General features: G+C 40.9%; 22 protein-coding genes. 16 read left to right on the forward strand and 6 right to left on the reverse strand.

What is annotated here, in order from left to right; genetic code table 11:
- Nucleotides 1–102: 102 nt before the first annotated feature.
- Nucleotides 103–1,563: a MocR-like pyridoxine biosynthesis transcription factor PdxR gene (gene pdxR, locus ATS76_RS11075; RefSeq protein ID WP_058552188.1), complete on the forward strand. Its 1,461-nt coding sequence runs from the start codon at nt 103–105 to the stop codon at nt 1,561–1,563.
- A 1-nt stretch (nt 1,564) separates the two neighbouring features.
- Here pdxR and ATS76_RS11080 read toward each other — a convergent pair whose 3' ends face one another.
- From ATS76_RS11080 to ettA, 5 genes are all read right to left on the reverse strand, one after another.
- The gene (locus tag ATS76_RS11080; protein ID WP_058552189.1) at nt 1,565–2,230 is read right to left on the reverse strand and encodes a hypothetical protein; all 666 of its coding nucleotides are present in this window, start codon (nt 2,228–2,230) and stop codon (nt 1,565–1,567) included.
- 91 nt (nt 2,231–2,321) lie between these two features.
- Nucleotides 2,322–2,819, reverse strand: a complete 498-nt coding sequence (locus tag ATS76_RS11085) for a TlpA disulfide reductase family protein (RefSeq protein ID WP_058552190.1) — start codon at nt 2,817–2,819, stop codon at nt 2,322–2,324.
- Nucleotides 2,820–2,880: 61 nt separating this feature from the next.
- Nucleotides 2,881–3,789 carry a histone deacetylase family protein gene (locus tag ATS76_RS11090; protein WP_058552191.1) on the reverse strand — a complete coding sequence of 303 codons (909 nt, stop codon included), beginning with the start codon at nt 3,787–3,789 and terminating at the stop codon, nt 2,881–2,883.
- A 53-nt stretch (nt 3,790–3,842) separates the two neighbouring features.
- Complete coding sequence (locus tag ATS76_RS11095; RefSeq protein WP_058552192.1) at nt 3,843–4,208, reverse strand: PilZ domain-containing protein; 366 nt, start codon at nt 4,206–4,208, stop codon at nt 3,843–3,845.
- Between the two features lie 137 nt (nt 4,209–4,345).
- Nucleotides 4,346–6,019, reverse strand: a complete 1,674-nt coding sequence (gene ettA, locus ATS76_RS11100) for an energy-dependent translational throttle protein EttA (RefSeq protein WP_006791482.1) — start codon at nt 6,017–6,019, stop codon at nt 4,346–4,348.
- 176 nt (nt 6,020–6,195) lie between these two features.
- On the opposite strand from ettA, the gene ATS76_RS11105 reads away from it, so the two are divergent.
- From ATS76_RS11105 to ATS76_RS11150, 9 genes are all read left to right on the forward strand, one after another.
- Nucleotides 6,196–7,500, forward strand: a complete 1,305-nt coding sequence (locus ATS76_RS11105; RefSeq protein WP_058552193.1) for a M24 family metallopeptidase — start codon at nt 6,196–6,198, stop codon at nt 7,498–7,500.
- Between the two features lie 183 nt (nt 7,501–7,683).
- Entirely contained in the window at nt 7,684–8,631 is a 948-nt protein-coding gene (gene metA / locus ATS76_RS11110; RefSeq protein ID WP_058552194.1) for a homoserine O-acetyltransferase MetA, read from the forward strand.
- Nucleotides 8,621–9,691 carry a homocysteine S-methyltransferase family protein gene (locus ATS76_RS11115; protein ID WP_058552195.1) on the forward strand — a complete coding sequence of 357 codons (1,071 nt, stop codon included), beginning with the start codon at nt 8,621–8,623 and terminating at the stop codon, nt 9,689–9,691. The genes metA and ATS76_RS11115 overlap by 11 nt, the downstream gene beginning before the upstream one ends.
- Nucleotides 9,692–9,699: 8 nt before the next feature.
- Nucleotides 9,700–12,333, forward strand: a complete 2,634-nt coding sequence (gene metH / locus ATS76_RS11120; RefSeq protein WP_058552196.1) for a methionine synthase — start codon at nt 9,700–9,702, stop codon at nt 12,331–12,333.
- A 244-nt stretch (nt 12,334–12,577) separates the two neighbouring features.
- Complete coding sequence (locus ATS76_RS11130; RefSeq protein WP_058552198.1) at nt 12,578–12,946, forward strand: hypothetical protein; 369 nt, start codon at nt 12,578–12,580, stop codon at nt 12,944–12,946.
- 80 nt (nt 12,947–13,026) lie between these two features.
- Complete coding sequence (locus ATS76_RS11135; RefSeq protein WP_058552199.1) at nt 13,027–13,377, forward strand: hypothetical protein; 351 nt, start codon at nt 13,027–13,029, stop codon at nt 13,375–13,377.
- A gap of 80 nt (nt 13,378–13,457) precedes the next feature.
- Nucleotides 13,458–14,153, forward strand: a complete 696-nt coding sequence (locus ATS76_RS11140) for an aspartate/glutamate racemase family protein (protein ID WP_058552200.1) — start codon at nt 13,458–13,460, stop codon at nt 14,151–14,153.
- 196 nt (nt 14,154–14,349) lie between these two features.
- Nucleotides 14,350–14,847 (forward strand): (2Fe-2S)-binding protein, encoded by a 498-nt coding sequence (locus ATS76_RS11145; protein WP_006791476.1) that lies wholly within the window; start codon nt 14,350–14,352, stop codon nt 14,845–14,847.
- Entirely contained in the window at nt 14,844–17,105 is a 2,262-nt protein-coding gene (locus tag ATS76_RS11150; protein ID WP_058552201.1) for a xanthine dehydrogenase family protein molybdopterin-binding subunit, read from the forward strand. Before ATS76_RS11145 ends, ATS76_RS11150 begins: the two co-directional genes overlap by 4 nt.
- A 65-nt stretch (nt 17,106–17,170) precedes the next feature.
- Here ATS76_RS11150 and ATS76_RS11155 read toward each other — a convergent pair whose 3' ends face one another.
- Nucleotides 17,171–17,368 (reverse strand): CsbD family protein, encoded by a 198-nt coding sequence (locus ATS76_RS11155; RefSeq protein ID WP_002958133.1) that lies wholly within the window; start codon nt 17,366–17,368, stop codon nt 17,171–17,173.
- Between the two features lie 273 nt (nt 17,369–17,641).
- Here ATS76_RS11155 and hrpB point away from each other — a divergent pair, with 273 nt between their 5' ends.
- The 6 genes from hrpB to ATS76_RS11185 all read left to right on the forward strand — a co-directional run bounded on the left by hrpB (nt 17,642) and on the right by ATS76_RS11185 (nt 25,020).
- Nucleotides 17,642–20,071 carry an ATP-dependent helicase HrpB gene (hrpB, locus tag ATS76_RS11160; RefSeq protein ID WP_058552202.1) on the forward strand — a complete coding sequence of 810 codons (2,430 nt, stop codon included), beginning with the start codon at nt 17,642–17,644 and terminating at the stop codon, nt 20,069–20,071.
- 88 nt (nt 20,072–20,159) lie between these two features.
- Nucleotides 20,160–20,624, forward strand: coding sequence for a hypothetical protein (locus ATS76_RS11165; protein ID WP_058552203.1), 465 nt, complete (start codon nt 20,160–20,162; stop codon nt 20,622–20,624).
- Between the two features lie 109 nt (nt 20,625–20,733).
- Nucleotides 20,734–21,849, forward strand: coding sequence for an HDOD domain-containing protein (locus ATS76_RS11170; protein ID WP_058552204.1), 1,116 nt, complete (start codon nt 20,734–20,736; stop codon nt 21,847–21,849).
- 9 nt (nt 21,850–21,858) lie between these two features.
- Nucleotides 21,859–22,410 carry a heme NO-binding domain-containing protein gene (locus ATS76_RS11175; RefSeq protein WP_058552205.1) on the forward strand — a complete coding sequence of 184 codons (552 nt, stop codon included), beginning with the start codon at nt 21,859–21,861 and terminating at the stop codon, nt 22,408–22,410.
- Nucleotides 22,403–23,374, forward strand: a complete 972-nt coding sequence (locus ATS76_RS11180; protein ID WP_058552206.1) for a sensor histidine kinase — start codon at nt 22,403–22,405, stop codon at nt 23,372–23,374. The genes ATS76_RS11175 and ATS76_RS11180 overlap by 8 nt, the downstream gene beginning before the upstream one ends.
- Before the next feature lie 95 nt (nt 23,375–23,469).
- Complete coding sequence (locus ATS76_RS11185) at nt 23,470–25,020, forward strand: sensor domain-containing diguanylate cyclase (protein ID WP_082664342.1); 1,551 nt, start codon at nt 23,470–23,472, stop codon at nt 25,018–25,020.
- Nucleotides 25,021–25,044 lie beyond the last annotated feature (24 nt).

Raw genomic sequence — 25,044 nt, forward strand, 5'->3', positions numbered from 1 at the left:
TTGGCTCCATTTTTGCTATTTGTGAGCAACAAATGTACGCTTATTTGGGTTGGTAAAAACAACCAGAATGTAAATTTTACCTATACCAGATTAAGGAAACATATGCAGCCGCTTAATATTGAGTTTAATGAGCAACACAAAGCAAAGTATTTGCAGCTAGCGCAAGCACTTCGTAGCGCAATTATTAAAGGTGATATAGCGGTGGGTACTAAGCTCAGCTCAGCCAGAGAAATGGCAAAAATTTATCAGTTAAACCGCCATACAATAATGAATGCTTTACAGTTATTAGTTGCTGAAGGCTGGATTGAGTCTCATGAGCGTTCAGGATATAAAGTAATACAAACCCTACCAATTCAAAGCAGTGCTGATATAAAACAAGTACCTACTGTAACACCTAAACCTTATAAATTTGCCAAGGAGTTAGCAGTGCCAACTCCTGCGATGAATCTAAATAATTTTAAATATAATTTTGCAGGTGGGCTTCCTGATCTTAATTGTTTCCCATATAGAGAGTTTAAACGCTCTGTAAGTTATGTATTTAATCATTTAGATACCAGCCAATTTCATTATGGTAATGTAGCGGGAGAACTCAATTTAAAGTCGCAAATAGGTTCTTATTTACACAAAGCAAGAAATCTAAAAACAACTGATCTCCTCATATGCAATGGCTCTCAAGAGGCACTATTTTTAATATCAAAGGTATTTATAAATAATGGTGACTATGTTGCGACCGAAACCTTAGGTTACCCTCCTGCACGAAAAGCGTTTTCTGCATGCGGTGCTCAGTTAATCGATATTAAACAAGATGAGTACGGTCTATGTGTAGAGGATTTAAAAGCACAGTTGATGAGTAATAAAATTAAGTTACTTTATTTAACACCGCTTCATCAATACCCCACAACAGTTACGCTTTCTCCCACAAGAAGAATGCAAATTTACCAGCTGTGCTATCAATACGACGTACTTATCATAGAAGACGACTACGATCATGAATTTCACTATCGTTGTCAGCCTTTGCAACCTATGGCTGCAGATGACCCTGCTGGTATTGTTATATACCTTTCTACGTTTTCTAAAATTATGTTCTCGGCGGCAAGAATTGGCTACATTTGTGCCTCTGCACAAGTTATAGAGCAACTCAGTGCATGGAAACAGCTAATGAACCATAAAAACGATGTAGTTATGCAGTTAGCCGTTGCTAATTTTATGCAAGAAGGAGCATTTGAACGTCATTTAAAAAGAATGACAAAGCTATATAAGGAACGCTATGAGCAAATGAGCGCTTCACTTATTAAGTTGCAATCGAATGGCTTGCCAATTGAGTTTAAAAAGCCTGATGGTGGTATGGCTATGTGGGTTAACTTAAACAAACCAGTGCATGGCTTAAAAAACGCTTTGCAAAAGAAAGGTGTTTATATACAAGCAGAGCCCGAGTTTTACTATAAAGAAGCAGCGCGTAGCCTAATTCCAAAACAGCAAAGTTATATACGATTAGGGTTTGCTGGGCAATCAACTCAGAGCATTCAAGCAGGACTTGAGTTAATTGCTAAGCATGTTTATTGAGTTATTTAAGTAAGCTTTCGCCATCATAAAAAAGAGGCTTTAAGGTTCCGCAGTTTATAAATTTGTAGGTGAGTTCGTTTTCAGGAGGAACACGTTTTGATGTGCGAACCTTTTGCATACAAGCATTAACCAAGTCCACAAAAATTAGGTGGTTAAAGCTTGGGGCTTTTTGAATTTTATGTACATAAATACGCTCTGTACCGTTTAACTCAATCATATCGTACTCATGCCATTGTGAAGATTCGCTTAGCTCATCGAGTTCTCTAGCGTACAGTTGCTTATCAAGTTCAATTTGCTTGGCTTCATAAATTAAACTACCACCTTGACGATAATCACCTTCGTATACATCGGCTGTAATTGTTATTTCGTCCCCGCGCATTAAATGTTGAATATTGAACTTTTGCGGTTTTATAGTGATCATATCGGTATTTTTCACAAAGCTTAAAAAGGCAACATTTGAGTTTTTTACTTCGTAAACAACTTGCAGGTCGTGTGGCGATTTATAAGAAGGAAGGTTAATAGCAAAGATAGAAGACCCTCTATTTACAAGTGCCATGGGATGTACTGCATTGTAGCTAGGGTCTAGCGGTGGAAGTTCTACCTTTTCTTCTTCAGCAAACGCTGTTGTACTGAACAAAAGCAACAATAAAGTAAATATTAAACGCATAATAACCCCAATTAATTTATAGGCTTAAATTGTAGTATAAAGTTTATATAACTCATATTTTAATACGCATTATCCGGCCCAAATTATTAAGCTATTTTGCTTCGATTGAGTCTATTAAAGTGCGAGCATTTAAATATATGTTTGAATTATTGGGGTTTGACGAATTAGTAACCCAAACAACATGCCCTTTTTCATCTATAAACAATGTAGTTGGTGTGCCACGTATTCCTAGTTGCGTCGCAATTTCATCTGCTTGTATCGCGGTTTTAAATGTATAGCCCCTATCGGTTAATGCTTTGGCGGGGAAGGCGTTATCATCTTCTTTAAAACTTACAGCTATTACGTTTAAGCCCATGTTGTGTATTTTTTGAAGGACGGGTTGTAACTTTTTACAATAAGGACACCATGTAGCCCAAAAATGTAAAACATAAGGTTGGCCTAATAATTCTTGAGTTTTTATATTTGTACCATCGGCCATGTTTAATGTTAAAAGTGATAGTTTAGGGTGGTTTGAGTCGAGAGCAGGCTGCTCCGCAAATACTGCTAAACTTAAAAGGATAAGTGTTATAGCTGCAAAAATGTGTTTCATAAACGTGTCGCTTTTATTTTGTTAGCAAATAAGAACGACAATATTGGGTTTTTATTTCATTTTAAAAACGTGCTGCTTGTTCAATCACTATGCCATGGCGCTGCGCAAGGCGAAGGTGGTCTTTATCGTAACCGCCACCAATAACAGTTGCCACAGGTATGTTGTGCTCAAGGCATCGTTTTAAAACCAGATGATCACGTTTAGCAATCCCATCCCAGCTTATGTCTAATTTACCTAAGCCATCGTTTTGCCAAATATCTACACCGGCATCGTACAGCACTAAGCTTGGGTTTAGTTCTTTAAGTAGGTAGCTTAAGGTATCGTCAACAATAGCTAAGTATTCTGCATCTTGCATATGATTTGCTAAGCCAATATCCAAATCGCTGGCCGATTTCCTAAACGGGAAGTTTTTTTCACAGTGTATTGAACAGGTATAGGCATAGGGCTGATGTGCAAGCATAGCGGCGGTGCCATCACCTTGATGTACGTCTAAATCAAAAATAAGCACATTGGTTACTTCACCGCTATCAATCAAGGTTTGAGTGGTAAAGGCTAGATCGTTCACCATGCAATATCCTGAGCCAAAATCAAAGTGCGCATGATGCGTGCCCCCTGCTAGGTGACAGGCTATACCGTGTTTTAGCGCTAAACGTGCGGTTTGTAATGTACCTTGCGGTGCAGTAAAAGTGCGCGCCATTAACTGGGATGACCAAGGTAATCCTATGCGGCGCATGGCTTTATCGTCTAAGCGGTTGTTCCATAAATCGTGAATATAGTTATTGCAATGTACTCGCTCTAAAGGCTCGGGAGAGCCTAAAATAGGCTGTGTGAGGTTATTGCCAATTAAGCCTAGTTTTTTAACGTGTGCGTATAAATTTGCAAACTTACTCATTGCAAAACGATGCTTAGGATCAAAACTAAACGAGTAATTTGGATGGTACACTAACGGTAAATGAGGATTTAAGTTCATGTTCACATAGGCTATAAAGTTTGCCTTATGGTAATCAACTCACCTTAAAGAGTCTATTGTGAGTCGTGAATAAGCATCTCTAATTCACGATGAAGTAACTCATCGTCCGCTAAGTTTAGCTCTATCAGTCGTTTTAGGTAGGAAATACTATCAATATCAATATGCTTACACTTTAAACCAATGTGATTGGCTTCTATATGGCAAATAGTTGTCTCCATTTTTATTTCAATTTCGCTATCGGGTAAAATAAAACGCAGTATTGCATCGTTCTCTGTTTGATCATTTAACACATCACATTTGCTGATCAACGCGCCGTGCAATGAAATATCAAGCAGGGTACATGGGTACTCATTTTCTTGAAAAATTATGTGTGCATCGGTTGAAAATAAAATACGAGAAAATTGACGACGTTCTTGCATAACTTTGCCTTATTGTTTTTTATTAATCATAGCGTGTAATTAAATAGATGCTAGCACGAAATTAACGGATGTTTTTCGGTTATAAAAAAACCCTGCGCAAAGGCAGGGTTTTAAGAGTATTTCAGTTAATTTAGCGATTAACCAATCTTTTTGTATTTAATACGTTTTGGTTGAGCTGCTTCTGCACCATAGGTCTTTTTAAGCCACTCTTCGTATTCAGTATAGTTACCATCGAAAAAGTTAATTTGCCCTTCGTCGCGGTAATCTAAAATGTGCGTAGCAATACGGTCAAGGAACCAACGGTCATGCGATATACACATTACACAACCTGGGAATTCTAAAATAGCGTTCTCAAGTGCACGTAATGTTTCAACGTCTAAATCATTGGTTGGCTCATCCAGTAGCACTACGTTGCCACCCGCTTTTAACAGTTTAGCAAGGTGTAAACGGTTACGTTCACCACCCGATAAGTCTTTTACAAACTTTTGCTGATCGTTACCTTTAAAGTTAAAACGGCTAACGTATGCACGGCTTGGGAATTCAAAGTTACCAATTTTTAGTACGTCTTGTCCGTCAGATATTTCTTGGAATACTGTCTTGCTTTCGTCCATATCGTCGCGGAACTGATCAACCGTTGCTAGTTGTACGGTTTCACCAACGTTAACACTACCGCTATCTGGCTGCTCTTCGCCACTTAACATTTTAAATAGTGTCGATTTACCTGCGCCGTTGGCGCCAATAATGCCAACAATAGCGCCTTTTGGCATGGTAAAGCTTAAGTCGTCTATTAATACGCGGTCGCCAAAGCTTTTACGTAAGTTAGTCACTTCTAATACTTGGTCACCTAAACGTGGACCAGGTGGAATAAATAGCTCGTTTGTTTCGTTACGTTTTTGGTAATCAGATTGCTGTAGTTCGCTAAACTGTGCCATACGTGCTTTTGACTTAGCTTGGCGGCCTTTAGGATTTGAACGCACCCATTCAAGTTCTTGAGCAATTGATTTTTGACGTGCTTTTTCAGATTTTTGTTCTTGCTGTAAGCGCGCGTCTTTTTGTTCAAGCCAAGACGAGTAGTTACCTTCCCACGGAATACCTTCACCACGGTCAAGCTCTAGTATCCAGCCAGCTACATTATCAAGGAAGTAGCGGTCATGCGTTACTGCCACTACAGTGCCTTCGTAGTCATGTAAGAAGCGCTCTAGCCATGCAACCGACTCAGCATCCAAGTGGTTAGTTGGTTCATCAAGAATAAGCATGTCTGGCTTTTCTAGTAACAAACGACAAATAGCAACACGGCGGCGTTCACCACCTGACAGGTGCTCAATTTTAGCATCCCACTCAGGTAAACGAAGTGCATCAGCAGCACGTTCTAATACGTTATCGATATTATGGCCATCATGCGCTTGAATAACCGCTTCTAATTCACCTTGCTCTTTAGCCAGTGCATCAAAATCAGCGCCTTCCATTGCGTACTCGTTGTACACTTCGTCAAGGCGATTAAGGGCGTGTTTAACTTCGCCAACAGCTTCTTCAACTATTTCGCGTACTGTTTTACTTTCGTCTAGTACAGGCTCTTGCGGTAAGTAACCAATTTTAGTGCCTGGTTGAGGACGCGCCTCACCTTCAAAGTCTTGGTCAACACCGGCCATAATGCGTAGCAATGACGATTTACCAGAACCATTTAAACCAAGCACACCAATTTTGGCGCCAGGGAAAAAGTGCAACGAAATATCTTTTAAAATTGTGCGCTTAGGCGGCACAACTTTAGATACTCGACTCATCGAGAAAATAAACTTATCAGGTAAAACCATGGAGGAAAGCCTTCAAATAATAATAAAAATTTCAATGTTGTATTGTAGTTGTTGAGAGGTGAAACAGTCAACGAATGGCGGGTGGGAATATCTGTTTATCATTTTGCCTTGTTAAATGTATAGTTTTATTTGGGTGTGCTAACGTATTTAAACCATAGTAAAAATAAGAAAAACTCATGACCATAAAAAAAATAATAACAATACTGCCTTTGCTAATACTATTTACAATAAATTCCAAAGCAAATACAGCAAACTCACCTTGGCCCGAAATAAGAAAACAAAGAATAAACCAGCTCCTGCCAAACGCTTTAAAAGCGGCTAATGTAGACGCTTGGCTTATTGTTTGTAGAGAAAATAATAACGACCCATTGGCCGACCATATTGGCTGTGAAAACGCAGGATCTCCAGCGGCGTACTTATTTTACTTCAATAAAGGGACGTTTCATTCAGTTGCTTACTCACCTTCAAGCGAAGCAAAAGCACTCGACGAGCTAAATATACATGAAAAAGTGATCTCAGTGCCACGCAGTGTGTCTGCGTTAAAATACGCCGCTGAGTTTATAAAAAAGCAGCCTTTTGAGCGCATTGCAATAAATGTCTCTGACCTTAACGCGCAGGCTGATGGCTTATCGCACTCACAATACAAGCAACTAGCGAGCTTATTAGGCGCAAAGCACACAGCAAAACTCGTATCTTCTGAAGAAGTCGTTTATCAATGGCTTTCAATTAAATTACCTGCGGAGGTTGAAATAATGAAAGAGGCTGCAATGCTTTCAGCAACGTGGCAACTAGAGGCTTATAAAACCATTGTTCCAGGTAAAACCACCGATGCCGATGTAGCCAAATTTTTAAAAGCTAAAATGAAAGCACGAGGCGTAACTGACGCGTGGGCTGCCGACCAAAATCCTAATGTAAACTCAGGCCCCGACCGCGGACATTCGCATTCTACAAATAAAGTGATTATGCCGGGTGACGTAATTCAAATTGATTTTGGTGTAAAGCTCTACAATCGCTGGGTAAGTGATATTCAGCGTTTTGCTTATGTACTTAAAGAAGGGGAAACCTCTGCACCGGCCAACATTCAGCAATATTGGATTAACGCCAGAGACAGTGGTTTTGCCGCATTTAATGCCATGAAACCCGGCGTAAAAGGCATAGACGTGGATCAAGCTCAAACCGTATTAATGAATAAATACAACTCAGAGCCTGTGCCATGGAGCACCGGTCACCCAGTAGGATATGTTGCGCACGACACTGGCCCAAATTTAGGGGGTTCTCGCAGTGCGCAAGTAAGGCCTGCAGCACATCGTAAACTAAAAGAAGGAATGGTGTTTGCCTTTGATGGTTTTTTTAGTTGGCCTTTGAATAACACCGAGTTTAAAACCATTTCAGTTGAAGAAATGGCTGTGATTACTAAAAACGGCGCTGAGTATTTAATTCCTCCTCAACAAAATTTAGTATTAGTAGGTAACAACGAGTAGTTTAAAAAGTAAGTATGTTAAATGCAGTGAGTTAAGCCTATTTTTAGGGGGTTAACTCATTGCTTGCTACAGACTTAAGTAATAATGAATAAATTTCATTTAGACATCTATACATCTAGAGGTTGATATTTTTTGCTTTCAGTTCATAATTAGCACGAGTTTTTATGAGTAGGAGTTAAAAATATGCCAATCACTGTAAAGGATGAGCTTCCGGCCATTGCACGTTTACGCCAAGAAAACGTATTTGTAATGCCAAAAAGCCGTGCAAAAACGCAAGAAATCCGCCCAATGCGTTTGGCTATATTAAATTTAATGCCTAATAAAGTAGAAACCGAAGTACAGTTTATTCGTTTGCTTGCCAATTCTCCTTTGCAAGTAAACGTAGAGCTGCTGCGCCTAGACACCCACCGCAGCAGTAATAATTCAGAAGAACACCTCGATACGTTTTATCGCTATTTTTCAGAGGTAAAAAACAACAACTACGATGCGCTTATTGTTACAGGTGCACCACTAGCACATTTAGAGTATGAAGATGTTGCCTACTGGGAAGAGCTAAAAGTCATTATTGATTGGGCAGAGCAACACGTTACCTCTACGTTGTTTTCGTGTTGGGCGGCCCATGCCGCGTTATTCCACAGCTACAACTTAAAGCGCGACTTAAAACCCAACAAGCTGTGTGGCGTATTCACCCACCAATGCCATTTTAAACACGGGGCATTAACTCGCGGTTTTGACGATACCTTTTTAGTACCACACTCACGGTATGGGCACATTGATATAAACAAAATAAACGCATGTGATGATCTTGTTGTATTAGCAGGCTCTGAGCGAGTAGGTGCTTACTTACTTAAAAATAAATCGGGTAGCCAAGTGTTTATAACCGGCCACCCGGAATACGATGCCGACACCCTAAAAGGGGAGTACGAGCGCGATTTACAAAAAAGCCCAGATGCGCCAAAACCTGAAAATTACTTTCCTGATAATGATGCAAGCAAACAACCTTCAAAAACATGGCAAAGCCATGCTTTTTTACTTTTTTCGAACTGGTTAAATTACTACGTGTATCAAACCACACCGTATGATATTAATTTAGTTAGCCAAGATGTGAGGACTAACAACTATGCCGAATAATAAAGCCGCCAACAAACAGGCCCAACTAAGTGAAGCGCTCAAAGAGCGTATTTTAATTTTAGACGGCGCTATGGGCACCATGATCCAAACTCATAAACTCGAAGAAGAAGACTACCGAGGCGAGCGCTTTAAAGACTGGCACGTGCTCATAAAAGGTAATAACGATTTATTAAGCCTCACTAAGCCAGAGTTAATAACAGAAATACACCGCAGCTTTTTAGCTGCCGGTGCAGATATTATCGAAACTAACACTTTTAATTCAACCACCATTTCGATGGAAGATTACGACATGGCAAGCATAAGCCGTGAGGTAAACTTAGAGTCGGCAAAACTCGCACGCTCAATATGTGACAAGTTCACCGCTAAAAACCCTGAAAAACCTCGCTATGTGGCAGGTGTTTTAGGGCCAACATCTAAAACCTGTTCTATTTCGCCAGATGTAAACGACCCAGGTTACCGCAACGTAACGTTTGATAAGCTGGTTAATGCCTATGTTGAGTCTACTCTTGCTTTAATGGAAGGCGGCGCCGATTTAATACTTATCGAAACCATATTCGACACCCTCAATGCAAAAGCCGCCTCATTCGCAGTAGAAGAAGCGTTTGAGCAAGCAGGGCGCACATTACCTGTAATGATCTCGGGCACAATTACCGATGCCTCAGGGCGTACGCTTTCAGGGCAAACAACCGAAGCCTTTTACAACTCTATTCGCCATATTAAGCCTATTTCAATTGGCCTTAACTGCGCCCTAGGGCCAGACTTACTTCGCCAATACGTAGAAGAGCTTTCGCGCGTATGCGAAACATTTACCTCAGTACATCCAAATGCCGGTTTACCTAACGAATTTGGTGAGTACGACCTAGAAGCACCTGAAATGGCAGCCGAGATTATAGATTGGGGCAAATCGGGCTTTATAAATATTGTGGGTGGCTGCTGTGGTACAACGCCTGCGCATATTCGTGCGTTTGCTAAAGGGCTTGAAGGCGTTAAACCTCGCTCATTACCAGAGCTTGATGTACGCATGCGTTTATCAGGCCTTGAAGCCTGTAACTTAAACTAGGAGCCAACATGACACAGCAAATTGCAGTATTTACCAATGTTGGCGAGCGTACCAACGTAACAGGCTCGGCTATGTTTAAACGCTTAATCATGGAAGAAGACTATGAAGCAGCGCTTACCGTTGCCCGCGAACAAGTAGAAAATGGCGCCCAAGTTATTGATATAAACATGGACGAAGCCATGTTGGACTCAAAAGCGGCCATGGTTAAGTTTTTAAACTTAATTGCCTCAGAGCCCGATATATCCAAAGTGCCTATTATGGTCGACTCCTCTAAATGGGAAGTAATAGAAGCTGGCTTAAAGTGTATTCAAGGCAAGGCTATTGTTAACTCAATATCGCTCAAAGAGGGCGAAGAGCCGTTTAAACGCCAAGCTAAAATTATTAAACGCTTTGGTGCAGCTGCTGTTGTTATGGCGTTTGATACCGACGGCCAAGCCGACACCGCAGATAGAAAATACGAAATATGTGCGCGCAGCTACAAAATATTAGTAGAAGATATTGGCTTCCCGCCGGAAGATATTATATTCGACCCTAATATATTTGCCGTAGCCACCGGTATAGAAGAGCATGACAACTACGCCGTAGAGTTTATTGAAGGCACACGCCGCATTAAACAAAACTTACCGTACTGTAAAGTGTCGGGCGGGGTGTCTAATGTATCGTTTTCGTTTAGGGGTAATAACCCCGTACGTGAAGCCATTCACTCGGTGTTTTTATACCACGCAATAAAAGCGGGCATGGATATGGGCATTGTAAACGCAGGGCAGCTTGCTGTTTACGACGATATCCCCGAAGAACTTCGCAAAGCCGTAGAAGACGTAATACTTAACACCGACCCCGGTGCCGGTGAGCGTTTAGTGGAGCTTGCGCCTAAGTTTTCAGGCATGGCACAAGCCGAACGCGTAGAAGATTTAGAGTGGCGCACATGGCCTGTTGAAAAACGCCTAGAACACGCGCTCGTTAAAGGCATAACCACCTTCATAGATGAAGACACAGAAGAATGCCGCGCTGCAGCCGATAAACCTATTCACGTGATTGAAGGGCCACTAATGGATGGCATGAATGTGGTAGGGGATTTATTTGGTGCAGGTAAAATGTTTTTACCGCAAGTTGTTAAATCAGCCCGTGTAATGAAGCGTGCAGTGGCTTACCTAGACCCATTTATTGAAGCCGAAAAAGAAGAAGGTGCCACTAACGGTAAAGTGGTTATGGCCACCGTAAAAGGCGACGTGCACGACATAGGTAAAAACATTGTAGGCGTAGTACTGCAATGTAATAACTACGAAGTAATCGACTTAGGCGTAATGGTACCTGCCGAAAAAATACTACAAACAGCTATCGACGAAAAAGCCGACATAATCGGCCTTTCGGGTTTAATTACCCCATCGCTTGACGAAATGGTACACGTAGCCAAAGAAATGACCCGCAGAGGTTTTGAATTACCACTTATGATTGGCGGCGCAACGACCTCTAAAGCGCATACTGCAGTTAAAATTGAGCCACAGTACGACAAAGGCGTCGTGTATGTAAATAACGCCAGCCGGGCAGTGGGCGTAGTATCAAGCTTGCTATCTAAAGAGCTAAAACCCGCCTTTTTAGAAAAAACAAAAGCCGAGTACGTAAAAGTGCGCGAGCAACAAGCGCGCAAAAAACCACGTTCAAAACCGGTTACCATACAGCGTGCTCGCGATAACGCAGCACAGCTTGATTGGGATAATTACACGCCACCAGTGCCTAAAAAGCTGGGCGTGACCGAGTTTAAAAATGTATCAATCGCCACGTTGCGTAAATATATAGATTGGACCCCATACTTTATGACGTGGTCAATCGCTGGTAAATACCCGCGCATAATGAATGACGAAGTCGTTGGAGAACAAGCACAAAGCTTATTTAAAGACGCTAACGACATGCTCGACGACCTTGAAAATTCAGGTGCTTTGCAACCTTTAGGTGTAATTGGTTTATTCCCTGCAAACCGCGTGGGCGATGACATAGAAATTTACACCGACGAAACCCGCAAAGAGCTGTTAAACACCTCGTGCCATTTACGCCAGCAAACCGAAAAAACCGACTTTGCTAACTATTGTTTAGCCGACTACATTGCGCCAAAAGGCACACCTGATTACTTTGGTGCATTTGCGGTTACCGGCGGTTTAGAAGAAGACGATCTCGCCAATGCGTTTGACGCGCAACAAGACGACTACAATAAAATAATGATTAAAGCGGTTGCCGACAGGCTCGCAGAAGCGTTTGCAGAATACCTGCACGAACAAGTGCGTAAAGAGTATTGGGGTTATGCACCCGATGAAAACCTGGGTAACGATGAGCTAATTCGCGAAAACTACCAAGGCATTCGCCCAGCGCCAGGTTACCCAGCGTGCCCAGAGCACACCGAGAAAAAGAAAATTTGGCAATTGCTCGATACCGAAAAACGCATTGGCATGCAGCTCACCAGCTCATACGCCATGTGGCCAGGGGCTGCGGTTTCGGGCTGGTATTTCTCACACCCTGAGGCAAAATACTACGCCGTAGCCGCTGTGCAAAAGGATCAGGTAGAAGATTACGCCAAGCGAACTAATATGACGCTCGAAGAGGCTGAAAGATGGCTATCGCCTAACTTGGGGTATGAGCCGGAATCATAGCGAAGTGGTTAAATACCGAAGCGGTCAGTTTTTAGCTGCCAGCTATCAGTTAAAACAAAAAACGAGCCTAATTAGGCTCGTTTTTTATTACATAGCACTATCTAATCCCTTTTCAAATTTAGGTAATTACTTGTTTACAATAAGTTTATTAAGTGAAATTATAGGGTAAGTAAATGGAAACCATTTTGAGAGATCCTCAAATGGTATTTGATAAGCTTTTTATACTTTATCAATAAGGGATATTATGACTAAAGAAACTATTCAATCAAATAAAACTAACCATGAATTTAGTTTTTCGACTCTGGGTTTTTTCGTAAAGCTTTTTCTGGTCGGACTCTGCCTTTTTTCACTAATTCTTGCTTCTGGGATGGTTTTTATTGTTCTCAAAAAGGGAAGTGTACATCCCTTAGCGCTAGCTTTGGCTGTTCTTGGTCTTTGTAGTTATGCTTTTTTGCATTTATGGGCTGTATCTAAGAGAAAAGTTAATCAAATAACAATTTTAGCCATTCTCAACTTATTAATAGGTGGCAATATTGCAGGTTGCGTAATAATGTTTTTTATTCGCCAATCTGCAGTTAAAGAAAGAGCTTTAATAAATAAAGAAAAGCTCTAAATACTGGTTTTTTATCCCAACCTCAATTAACGTAATTTGGTTAATTGCCCATTTAAGTTCAAATAATTTAAAGGAATAAAATGAAATTTATACTCTGCATTATGATATGGGTTGCAAGCTCATTATTGGCATACGCTCAGCCTATAGAAACAGTCACTGCACAAAGTGAGCAAAGTGAAAAAATTATGCTATTAACTAAAAAGGTCAATGAGTTAGAAAGTAAGTTATCGAGCTTGTCTTACGACGCAGAAAAGTTAGAAGAGGAATTTAATCGTAGTGCATTGGCTGTATTATTTTTTGCTTTTTTCAGTGCTTGGTGGGCTAAATCTACAGGTCGAAGTGCTTTACTTTGGTTTGTTCTTGGCATTTTCTTTAATTTTATTACCGCTATTGTAATTGTTTGTAAAACCGAACGAGGCATTAAAAAATAGCTATGGCTTAATCCCTCAGCTAATTAAGATACATTTGGGATAACTGCTTAGCTCTTTTAGTATATTAAAAAGGCAATTTTATGAAAACGATTGGCATGCTTGGTGGTATGAGTTGGGAGTCAACCACTAGCTATTACAAAGCGTTAAACCAGGGGGTAAAAGATGCGCTGGGTGGGCTGCATAGTGCCAAAATTTGCATGGTAAGTGTTGATTTTGCAGAAATTGAAACATTGCAGCACCAAGGCGATTGGCCACAAACTGCCGCTCTTTTGACTGAAGCTGCTAAATCGGTAGAGGCTGGTGGGGCTGATTTTTTACTTATTTGCACAAACACCATGCATAAAGTGGCTGACCACATTGCCAGCAGTATCAGCATTCCTATTTTGCATATTGCTGATGCTACCGCAGATCAGTTAAAACACGATAAAATATCGCGAGTAGGCTTACTGGGGACGCAATTTACAATGGAGCAAAACTTTTACAAAGGGCGGTTAACTGATAAGCATAACATTGAAGTGTTAATACCCGAGCCTAATGAGCGAGCGCGTGTTCACAACATAATTTACAATCAGTTATGCCAAGGCATTATTAATGATGAAGCCCGAGCTGAATTTATAAATATTATTGAGCGTATGTTTGAAAAAGGCGCACAGGCCATTGTTTTAGGCTGTACTGAAATTGCTTTATTGGTAGAGCCGCAACATACAACCGTGCCCCTTTACGATACCACGCAAATTCATGCGCAGGCCGCGGTTAAATTAGCACTAACTAAATAACTAGCATTTAGCTTATATATGAAACCGCCATAGGGCGGTTTTTATGTTTAGCGACCTGCCAAAGCTTATTAAAGCCACTTACCGATAAAAATTTCAATAAACCAATCCTAAGTGGTAGGCTAAAAAAGTAGCAAGTATTCAAACCGTTCTCGCGCAACAAGGAATTCCTTTAAAGCGCTTTGCCAAGGAGTTAAATATGATCACGCTTACCGTTAATGGTAATAAACATGAGTTTACAGGCGATCCGTCAACGCCGGTGCTTTGGTATCTTCGAGATGAATTAAATTTAACTGGGCCTAAGTTTGGCTGTGGTATGGCGCAGTGTGGTGCGTGCACCATACATATTGATGGCGTAGCGCAGCGCTCATGTGTATTACCGGTATCGGCTGTGGTAGGGCGCAATATTACCTCTATTGAAGGGTTAAGCGAGCAAGGCGACCACCCCGTACAAAAAGCCTGGGTTGAGCATAAAGTGCCGCAGTGTGGGTTTTGTCAGTGCGGGCAAATAATGCAAGCGGCAAGCTTATTAGCCGCTAATCCCAACCCCACTGATGATGAAATAGTGAGTAATATGTCGGGCAATATTTGCCGTTGTGGCACGTATCCGCGTATTCATAAAGCGATTAAGTCGGCAGCTAAAACTATTGCGGGCGTTGAATATTTTGACCCAAATGAACAAGGGGAAGAAGTATGAAAAACGACAATACGTACTTTGACCTAAACCGCCGCCAATTTTTAAAAACCAGCGCAATAGGCGCATTAGTATTAGGCACTTATTTTGTAGGCAGTGCACCAAGAGCGTTTGCAGGCGTGTTAGAACAACCCTCAGAGCAAGCAAAGCGCGCTAACTTATTTATAGCATTGCGCCCCGATGGCATGGTTGAAATAACCTGCCACCGCTCTGAAATGGGCCAGCAAATTCGTACCGCCATAGCCCAAATTGTGGCAGACGAAATGGAAGCGGCGTGGGACAAAGTAGTTGTTATTCAAGGTAAGGGCGACCCTAAATACGGGGATCAAAATACCGATGGTTCGCGCAGTATTCGCTACAACATGCAGCGCCTGCGCGAAATGGGCGCAAGCGTACGCTACATGATGCAGCATGCTGCCGCTAAATATTGGAAAGTTGAGCCACAAACCTGTACAGCTAATCAGCACGTGGTTACCCACAGCTCGGGTAAAACGCTGGCTTATAAAGATTTAATTGACCTAGCGCTTGGCATTACCCCACCAGAGCCTGACAAGTTAACACTTAAAACACGTAAAGAATGGCGTTATATAAATACCGGTATGGCGCACATCGATTTAACCGATTTAGTAACCGGCAAAGCCACATTTGCTGCTGATGTTCGCGAGCCAAAAGCGCTGGTGGCTATTATTGAGCGCCCACCGGTAGTAGGTGGTGTGGTTAAATCGTTTGATGCTAGCGCCGCTAAAGCAATTAATGGCGTAGTTGATGTTATTGAAATGCCTGTACCAAAAGGTGCGCCGCAATTTCAGCCAAAAGGCGGCATTGCTATTGTTGCTAAAAATACCTGGGCTGCATGGCAGGCGCGTAAAGCACTAAAAGTGGTGTGGGATGATGGTAAAAACGGCGATTATAATTCAGAAAACTTTAAAAAGTCGTTATTACAAACAGTGAGTGAGCCGCAAGCGCATGTGCGCGAAAAAGGCGATACCACCAGCGTATTGGCTAAATCGAGCAATAAATTAGTTGCCGACTATTACGCGCCGCACTTAACTCAAGCACCTATGGAGCCACCGTGCGCCACGGCAATGTACAATAAAGACAGTGTAGATATTTGGGCTGCAACGCAAAACCCGCAAGCCGATATGAAAACTGTGGCCGCACTACTGGGTATGGACGAGAGTAAAATTAACGTGCATGTCACCATGTTAGGTGGCGGATTTGGGCGTAAATCAAAACCTGATTTTTCGGCAGAGGCCGCCTACATTTCAATGAAAACTGGTAAACCTATTCGCGTTCAATGGACGCGAGAGGATGATATTCAACACAGTTTTTATCATGCGGTATCGGCTCAACATATTGAAGCTTCACTCAATGAAAAAGGTAATATTGAGGCTTACTTGCATCGCACGGCGTTTTCGCCAATTATGTCTACCTTTCAAGAAGGGGCATCTGCACCTGGTGGCTTTGAGCTAGACCTAGGTTTTACTGATAATCCAATTTTAACACCCAATATGAAACTGGAACGAGGTGAAGCACCAGCAAAAGCCCGAATAGGCTGGATGCGCTCGGTCACAAATATTTTTCATGCGTTTGCCGTGCAGTCATTTATAAATGAGGCTGCCCACAAGGCGGGTAAAGACTCAAAAGATTATTTATTGGAAACCATTGGGCCAGCGCGTACTATCGATTTCGCAAGCCAGAACGCAAACTATAATAACTACGGTGGCGATAAAGCGGTTTATCCACTTGAAATAAGCCGTTTGCGTCATGTTATTGAAAAAGCAGCGAGTATGGCAAATTGGGGGAGAACACTGGCAAAAGGGCGCGGGTTAGGTATTGCAGCGCATCGCAGCTTTTTAACCTATGTGGCTACTGTGGTAGAGGTAGAAGTCTCGGATGCAGGCGATTTAAACGTGATAAAATCGTGGGTGGCTATTGATGCGGGTACGGTTGTAAATACCGATACCGTTAAAAACCAAACGCAAGGTGGCTCTATTTACGGTATTACCACTGCAATTAGCGATGGTATTACTTTTGATAAAGGCCGAGTACAGCAAAGTAACTTTCATGATTACCGCGTACCGCGTATGAGCGACTCACCACTAGAGATAGAAGTAGAAATAATACAAAGCGATGCACCACCAGCAGGCGTAGGCGAGCCCGCAACGCCGGTTTATGCTCCTGCATTGTGTAACGCTATTTTTGCAGCTTGTGGTAAGCGCATTAGGCAACTGCCTATAGGTAACCAATTAAAAGCGTAAATAACGTCCTTTTTAGCCGTTAAACAAAAAAACCGCCAAATGGCGGTTTTTTTAGAAGTTAGCGATTAGTGAGTTTTTTCAAACTCATCTACTTCACGCTCTGCTTCTTCTTTAGATTTACCATACTGCTGCTGGATTTTACCCACTAGCTCTGTACGGCTACCTTCAATTTTGTCTAAATCGTCGTCAGTAAGATCGCCCCATTTTTGTTGCGCCTTACCTTTAAGTTCGTTCCAATTACCTTTCATACGATCGCTGTTCATAAGTTTCTCCTTACTTAGATTTAATTAACGTTCAGTATAAAAGGAGCAAGGCGTGTACCAATAAGTTAAATTTATATTTTGTATTTATAATCAAGGGGTTATGTTTTTATTGGCGAAGTAGTAATTAAAATGGCGCGCATGTCCTTAAAAAATGTACAGAGCGGTCTGTAATTATTTCTGATTATGATGCCATTTATAACCACACGGCTTTAGCGGCGCGTTTATTTTTGGTTTTTGTTACAATGCGTGCAAAGCAATTTTGGGTAAATAGCAGTGCTGCCGGTTCAAAACATATATCAACAACTCGTAACTACATTACAAAGAAATCCTATAACGTTATTACAAGCACCGCCTGGTGCGGGTAAATCAACATGGTTGCCGCTACAACTTATGCGCGGCGACGGCCATTTTAAACGTATTGTAATGCTGGAGCCGCGCCGCTTAGCTGCACGTAATATTGCCAATTACCTAGCGCAGTGCCAAAACGAAAATGTGGGGCAAAGCGTTGGCCTTCGTGTACGCGGTGAGAGTAAAGTAAGTAACAATACGCGCCTTGAAATAGTTACTGAGGGCATGCTTACTCGCATGCTACAAAACGATCCAGAACTTAGCGACATTGATTTACTGATATTTGATGAGTTTCATGAACGCTCAATTGCAGCCGATACCTCACTGGCTTTTGCTTTAGAGACCCAAAGTGCACTGCGTGACGACTTAACCATACTCCTTATGTCGGCCACCCTTGATACTGAGCGCTATACGCAATTTTTTGACTGTCCGGTTATACAATCAAGTGGGCGTAGCCACCCAATAGACGAAGTATATATACCCATAAAAGATGAAAGCCGCTGGCTTGATGCTATTCCCTCTTTAATAAAACAAGCACTAAACGAGCAAAGCGGCAGTGCGCTGGTGTTCTTGCCTGGTCAATTTGAAATATTACGTGTACAGCAGGCCCTTAATGATTTGCCAAGTAATTGCCTAGTTGCCACGTTATTTGGCGAGCAAGATAAAGCCAATCAGCAAGCGGCGATTGCTCCTGCGCCTGAAGGAATGCGCAAAATAGTGCTTACCACCAATGTAGCCGAAACCAGCTTAACCATTGAAGGCATTCGCATTGTTATTGATAGCGGTAAACGCCGCGCGGCCAGTTATAACTTAAAAACAGGCGTAACGGAGCTTACAACACAAAGTATATCGCGCTCCTCTGCCGTGCAGCGAGCAGGGCGAGCAGGGCGAATAGAACCAGGTGTAGTTTATAGGCTTGGTTCAAAGCAAACCTTTGAGCGACGCAATAGCCACGATAACCCCGAAATACTCACCTCAGACATAAGTCAACTTATGCTTGAAGCAAAGCAGTGGGGCGCAAATATTAGCGAACTCACCTTGCTTGATACGCCAACAACGCAGCAATGCACACAAGCAATGAGCTTATTAACTATGCTTGAAGCCATCGATGGCAAAGGCAAGCTAACCAAGTTGGGCAGCAACATGCTGGGTTTTGGGGCGGATATTCGCTTAGCGCATATGCTTTTAAAAGCGCAGGCGCTTGAGACAGAACTTCCCGGTGTTTATCGCTTAGCACTTTATTTAGTGGCGCTGCTTGAGAGCCGAATAAACACCGCCAACGAGCTAAGTTTAGCGCTACATAGCCAGCAGCAGAGGCCACACCCAGTATTCAAGCAGCAGTTAAAATACTGGCAAAGCCGCTTAAAAGTAACCGACAGTAACAGCGAACTGAACACTGAGTATTTAGGTTTGCTAGTGGCATTAGCTTACCCCGACCGCATTGCAAAAAAACGCGGCAATGGCTACTTACTTGCTAATGGTGCGGGCGCTGATTTAAACACCGATTACTGGCATAACGATGACTACCTTGCTATTGCTACTATGGGCGGCCATAAAGGCGCACGTATATTTGCAGCTACAGCGCTTAGCCCATTTGAGCTACAAGATTACTTACCGCATTTGTTTACTTCGCTCACCCGCTGTGAATTTGATGAAAAAACCGCGCGCTTTATTCATCAAGACGAAGTAAAGCTCGGCGCTATTACGCTTACAAGCCAGCCGAGCAAGCAAAAGCTAGATAAAAGCGAGCGCGCCAAAGCGTGGCTTAATTTATTTACTAAGCATGGTTTTGCATTATTTAATGAACAGCCCGATGCACAGCAATTATTAATACGCATGAGTTTAGCTAGTCAGTTTATGCCTGATAAATTCCCAACTATTAGCGAGCAACACCTTATAGAAATGGCTAATGATTGGTTGGGCGTGTATTTACAAGATATAAAAACACTCGACCAGCTTAAAAAGTTTAACTACTTTGAAGCGCTGCAAAATTGTTTTGACTGGCCACAGCAAACAGCGTTAAAGGCGTTATTACCACTTAGATTAACGGTACCGAGTGGCTCAAATATAAAAATTAATTACCAGCTAGATGGCCCCGCAAAGTTAAGCGTGCGCATGCAAGAAGTGTATGGCCTAACAAGTACGCCAATGCTTGCAAATGGCAAGCTGTCACTGCTGATGGAATTACTCTCGCCAGGTAAGCGCTCATTACAACTTACTCAAGATCTTGCGCACTTTTGGGCTAGTAGTTATCGCGATGTGCAAAAAGAAATGAAGGGGCGTTACCCTAAACATTTTTGGCCTGACGATCCAGCCAACAGCGTTGCAACCAATAGAGTAAAAAGCAAAATGTAGGTGTTAGTTACGTAACGTTATTTGTTTGATTATTGAACTTTCTAATGTAATGTACCTATAAAATACTTTTAGCTACAGGGAATAGTCAATGAGGTTACTTTTAACATTAGGTTTGGTATTAGTTGCTACTTTTTCAGCCCGAGCCGAAGAGCCATTTGATTTAAAAGCATTTGCACAGCATTACTACAACACAATGGTTGCAACACAGGCACCCAACGCCGGTACTAAAGAGCTTAAAGCTTACCTTAGCTTATTAACAGACGATGTTGGTAATCAGCACATACCGTATCAAGTAGATGACTCTCGCACTGCCGATGGGAAAGAATTAATGCGCAAAGGCATGAGCTTTTACTTAGGCGCGCATACCCTGTATGAAAGTGAGCTACTTAATACTTTTATATTTAACGATAGCGGTTTTGCGATTCGTTATAAAAACCACGCTAAAGGCATTCACCCACAAAACAAACAGCCAATAGAGTACACCTCAATAATGATGGAAGTAATAGAGGTTGAAAACGGTAAAGTGGCGATGATCCGTAAATATCATGAATAAAACCATGTGTTTACTTTTTACTATTTAGCGCCTTTGAAAGTAGGGGTATTGATAAATTTATACTACGCTTTAGTTATAAACTAGTACGTTATAGCTTTAGGTGTAGTAAATGCATGATTTAAAAATCAATATTCTTATTATTGATGACGACGAACTGCTGTTACGTGCGTTAATACGCACGCTTAACCGTTTATGCCCCAGTGCTAACGTGCACACAGTTCAAGTTGCTACTCAATTTAAACAGCAAATAAATAACAATGCTTTACCTGATATTATTTTTTGTGATTCGATGATGCAACTTCCCACGGGGAAAAACGTTTTAGAACAAGCTAAAGAGCTCTGCCCATCTGCGCTTAGGTGTTTATTAACAGGTGATATGAGTGGGAATTACCAGCTACAATTAAATAATATAATCCATTTTCATCTAGTTAAGCCTTTTGCTCAGTCCCATTTAGAGAGTGTAATAAATAGTGCTGTCGTTTTAAAAACACTTCCTATTAGTAGTGAGCATCGCGTTATTTTGGGTAAACTCTCTGAGCTGCCATTTTTAGGTGAGGTAACGCAAAACCTACTCAATGAGCTCAATAAAAGCGAGCCTAATATTTCTATTTTAGAAAAAGATGTTAGGCACGATCCTTTACTGGCTGGGAAGGTTTTACAAATTGCTAATTCGGCTTTTATGGGGTTTGATAGTACGACCTCGAGTGTAAAAGAAGCTATTATAAGGATTGGCTTAATAAACCTCAGAGCAATTGTGGTTTTTTCAGAGTTATCTCATCAGCTACTTAGTAAAAATAAACAAAAAGTAATTAATCACCTAATAGACAAGGGTTATAAAAAAGCAGAATTATCGCAGTCGTTAGCAAAATATATAAAGCTAGATCGCCAAACTCAATTACTCGCATGTGCAGTAGGGTTATTAAGTGTTATAGGCGAGTTAATTATAACGAGTGACTCTCATGGCGACTTAGATAGCGAAGTTGTACCTAAGTTTGTGTTAAGTGCTTATTTACTGGCCCTTTGGGGGTTTGATCAAAAAATAGTTGATGCGCAATTGATTGATGAATTACCCTCAAAAAAAAGCATATCCTTAGCCGTGATCCACATTATTGTTGAACATATATTTTGCAATAAAGCGTTGAACTTTAATCTTGAAGAGTTTGATTTTATAGATGACTTAGCGCTATTTCCCGATATAGAACAATGGTGGTTAAGTAATAAATAAGGATAAAACATGAAAGGCATAATTTTTAGAGGCTTAGAGGCACTTGTTATTGAAAAGTGCGGTATGGCTGCATGGGATGATTTACTTGAAAAAAACGCCCCAGATGGTCGCGTTTATATTTCGGCGCAAAGTTATCCCGATGAAGAAATACTTGGTTTAGCCCAAGATGTTGCAGCAGCGTTATCTATGACCATGCCCGAAGTGTTAAAAGCATTTGGTGAGTATTTGTTTGGCCACTTAAACAGAAGCCATCCAACGGTTGCGAAAGGCTTTAATAGTTTTGCAGAATTAATTATGGGGATTGATAAGGTCATTCATGTTGAAGTCGCTAAGTTATACCACGAACCAAATTTGCCAGAGATAGAATCAAAGCTGATTGAAGAAGGATATATTTTAATGCATTACCGTTCTAAGCGGCAGCTATGTATGTGTGCTGAAGGGCTGATTTATGGTGCAGCTTCACATTTTGGAGTTAATGTAGTTTTAGACCATGTTGAGTGTATGCACGATGGCTGCGATAAGTGCGTTATTGAAGTCAGATACGAGGCTTCAAATGGCTGAAGACGACTATAACTACAAAAAAGCGTATCTACGTGAAAAAGCAGCGAGAGATCAGCTTGAGGTTTTACTGGAAGACAAAACACGTGAGTTATTTTGCGCCAATCAAGAGTTAAAAGAAAAGCTGAGCATGCTTAAAAGCCAGCAGGTAACCATAATGCAAACCGATAAAATGGCAACACTCGGTACGTTATCGGCAGGCGTAGCACATGAAATAAATAACCCGCTTGCTTATGTAATGAGTAATGTAGAAAGCATTAAGTACTTTAAACCAACGCTTCATTCATTAATGCAGATATCTAAGCAGTTTATAGATAAGTCTATCTCTGCGTCAGAGCTTGAAGCACAATTGGTTAAGCTCGACCAAGAATCGAATATAGATTTTATTTTAGAAGATTTAGATGAACTGCTCGGTGACACTCATGAGGGGCTTCAACGCATTGCTGCAATAGTAAATAATTTACTTAATTTTGCCAGACCCAAAAATAACTTATTGGCTATGGCTGATATTACTGAGTCATTAAATGGTGCCATTAAGTTACTCGCCAATCAGCTAAAAAGTTGTCAGGTGGAATGTGATTATGAAGAGCTCCCATTGAGTTATTGTAATTTATCGGCAATTAACCAAGTTTTTGTAAATATATTGTTAAATGCAAAGTATGCGTGTGACTTAGTTGATGGCAAGCAAGGTAAAATAGTCATCAAGTTATTTTCAGACGAAAAAAATATTTATATTGAAATTACTGATAATGGCTGTGGAATGGACGAGCGAACTAAAAGTCATATTTTTGAACCTTTCTATACAACAAAACCAGTAGGAAAGGGAACGGGAATGGGGATGGCCATCGTTTACAACGTGTTAAAAGAGCACAATGGTTCAATTGAGGTAGAAAGCGAACTGGGCGCTGGTACGCTAATGCGCTGTACTATGCCAATTACATTAATGCCAGAATCATCGTTAAATTAATAACGGCGCCATTTAAAACTTAAGCACATTTAAACAACTATACATAAGGGCTATGCGGCAAATGCGTTTAGCTACTTACATTTTAGGCACTAATAATGACATTAAGATTTTTTGTAATAATAGGTACCCTAATTTTGATGTGCTTTGTAACTAGCTTATTGGTTAGTTACCGATACTTTTTTATGTTACCAACCATAAATGAAAACATTAAAGACTACCAAAATAGAGAGCTATTGAGCCTAGAAATAGCATTAAAAAGAGAGTTTGTTTTTTTAAAAACCCTAAATTATGATTATTCGGTTTGGGATGAATCTTACGATTACATGACGAGCTTTAATAAAGACTATATTGAGTCAAATTATGTGGACGATACTTTTAAATCACTCAAAATAGATGGTGTATTTATTTACGACATGAACTTTAAACAAGTTTATGCGCATACTTTTGATTACATTCAAGAGCAACCCTTTGACGTGCCAGAATTTGACCTAAAAACTCGTTTACCTAACCGTACTATCTTACCTTATGAAGAAAATACGTCAGAACGCTTCGGTTTTTTGAGTACAGAGCATGGTCCTGTTATGTTTGCATCGCACGCAATTCAACGAACAAACAAAACAGGAGAACCTGTTGGTAGTATTGTTTTTATTAAAAAAGTAAGGGAATCACAATTTGCTAAAATGGCAGAAATGGCACAAGTAAAGCTAAGCTACACATTAATAAACAAAAACAGCGCAACAAAAAGAGCGGTTGTTCTCAGTGATGGAATTCAAAATGAGGAAATAGCCACAGAGCGCCAAAGAACATTATTAGATATAAATGGTAACCCAATTTTGCTTATGAATATTAAGCATCATCATCAGCGTATCCCCGTTTTATTTGATCATTACTTAATAATTATTTTATTAATGTTTTTTATTGTCTCATTAATTGGCTTTTATATAGTTAACCGCTTTTTTATTACACCGTTAATTAATGGCGCATCAGCAATCAATTTAATGTTGCTTAATAACGATCTTCAACCGCTTCACTTTAAAAATCAGTTTCTAGAAATGCGTGTGCTTATAAATGGTTTTAATTCATTAATAAAAGAGGTTAAAAAGCAAAACGAACAACTAGAAAAAATTAGTAAAATAGACGAGTTAACACAAATTTATAACCGGCGTGCTTTTGAAGAGATTTACACAACGCAGTGGCAAGAGGCCCACAGACAAAAAACAACACTGGGGTTAATGCTAATTGATGTAGATTACTTTAAGTTTTATAACGACTTTTATGGTCACCAAGAGGGTGATAGTGCTTTGCAAGCAGTTTGCCGCGTTTTAAAAGAGACCGCCCAATCAAATAATGGGTCGGCAGCGCGCTATGGAGGTGAAGAGTTTATAATGCTGTTTAATCAGCTATCGGTTGAGCAATTTGAAGCAATATCCCAGCAGCTGCTGTTAAATGTAAAGGCGTTAAACCTACCTCATAAAGGCTCTAAAGTCAGTAATGTTTTAACTGTTAGTGTAGGTTGTGCTTTTGCAACTGTAAAAGCTATGGATAATGAAAAAGTAACCGCTAAGCTATTAATTAAAAACGCAGACGTTATGCTGTACGAAGCCAAAAATACCGGGCGAAATAGAGCTTTAATTAAATCAATTTAATTAAACCGCTACTGCTAAATTGTT

This window comes from Pseudoalteromonas sp. 10-33 (assembly GCF_001469195.1).
Taxonomy (GTDB): Bacteria; Pseudomonadota; Gammaproteobacteria; order Enterobacterales; family Alteromonadaceae; genus Pseudoalteromonas.

Coding starts and splice junctions, on each gene's coding strand:
- pdxR (WP_058552188.1), top strand. CDS start 103: ATGCAGCCGCTTAATATTGAGTTTAATGAGCAACACAAAGCAAAGTAT.
- ATS76_RS11080 (WP_058552189.1), bottom strand. CDS start 2,230: ATGCGTTTAATATTTACTTTATTGTTGCTTTTGTTCAGTACAACAGCG.
- ATS76_RS11085 (WP_058552190.1), bottom strand. CDS start 2,819: ATGAAACACATTTTTGCAGCTATAACACTTATCCTTTTAAGTTTAGCA.
- ATS76_RS11090 (WP_058552191.1), bottom strand. CDS start 3,789: ATGAACTTAAATCCTCATTTACCGTTAGTGTACCATCCAAATTACTCG.
- ATS76_RS11095 (WP_058552192.1), bottom strand. CDS start 4,208: ATGCAAGAACGTCGTCAATTTTCTCGTATTTTATTTTCAACCGATGCA.
- ettA (WP_006791482.1), bottom strand. CDS start 6,019: ATGGTTTTACCTGATAAGTTTATTTTCTCGATGAGTCGAGTATCTAAA.
- ATS76_RS11105 (WP_058552193.1), top strand. CDS start 6,196: ATGACCATAAAAAAAATAATAACAATACTGCCTTTGCTAATACTATTT.
- metA (WP_058552194.1), top strand. CDS start 7,684: ATGCCAATCACTGTAAAGGATGAGCTTCCGGCCATTGCACGTTTACGC.
- ATS76_RS11115 (WP_058552195.1), top strand. CDS start 8,621: ATGCCGAATAATAAAGCCGCCAACAAACAGGCCCAACTAAGTGAAGCG.
- metH (WP_058552196.1), top strand. CDS start 9,700: ATGACACAGCAAATTGCAGTATTTACCAATGTTGGCGAGCGTACCAAC.
- ATS76_RS11130 (WP_058552198.1), top strand. CDS start 12,578: ATGACTAAAGAAACTATTCAATCAAATAAAACTAACCATGAATTTAGT.
- ATS76_RS11135 (WP_058552199.1), top strand. CDS start 13,027: ATGAAATTTATACTCTGCATTATGATATGGGTTGCAAGCTCATTATTG.
- ATS76_RS11140 (WP_058552200.1), top strand. CDS start 13,458: ATGAAAACGATTGGCATGCTTGGTGGTATGAGTTGGGAGTCAACCACT.
- ATS76_RS11145 (WP_006791476.1), top strand. CDS start 14,350: ATGATCACGCTTACCGTTAATGGTAATAAACATGAGTTTACAGGCGAT.
- ATS76_RS11150 (WP_058552201.1), top strand. CDS start 14,844: ATGAAAAACGACAATACGTACTTTGACCTAAACCGCCGCCAATTTTTA.
- ATS76_RS11155 (WP_002958133.1), bottom strand. CDS start 17,368: ATGAACAGCGATCGTATGAAAGGTAATTGGAACGAACTTAAAGGTAAG.
- ATS76_RS11165 (WP_058552203.1), top strand. CDS start 20,160: ATGAGGTTACTTTTAACATTAGGTTTGGTATTAGTTGCTACTTTTTCA.
- ATS76_RS11170 (WP_058552204.1), top strand. CDS start 20,734: ATGCATGATTTAAAAATCAATATTCTTATTATTGATGACGACGAACTG.
- ATS76_RS11175 (WP_058552205.1), top strand. CDS start 21,859: ATGAAAGGCATAATTTTTAGAGGCTTAGAGGCACTTGTTATTGAAAAG.
- ATS76_RS11180 (WP_058552206.1), top strand. CDS start 22,403: ATGGCTGAAGACGACTATAACTACAAAAAAGCGTATCTACGTGAAAAA.
- ATS76_RS11185 (WP_082664342.1), top strand. CDS start 23,470: ATGACATTAAGATTTTTTGTAATAATAGGTACCCTAATTTTGATGTGC.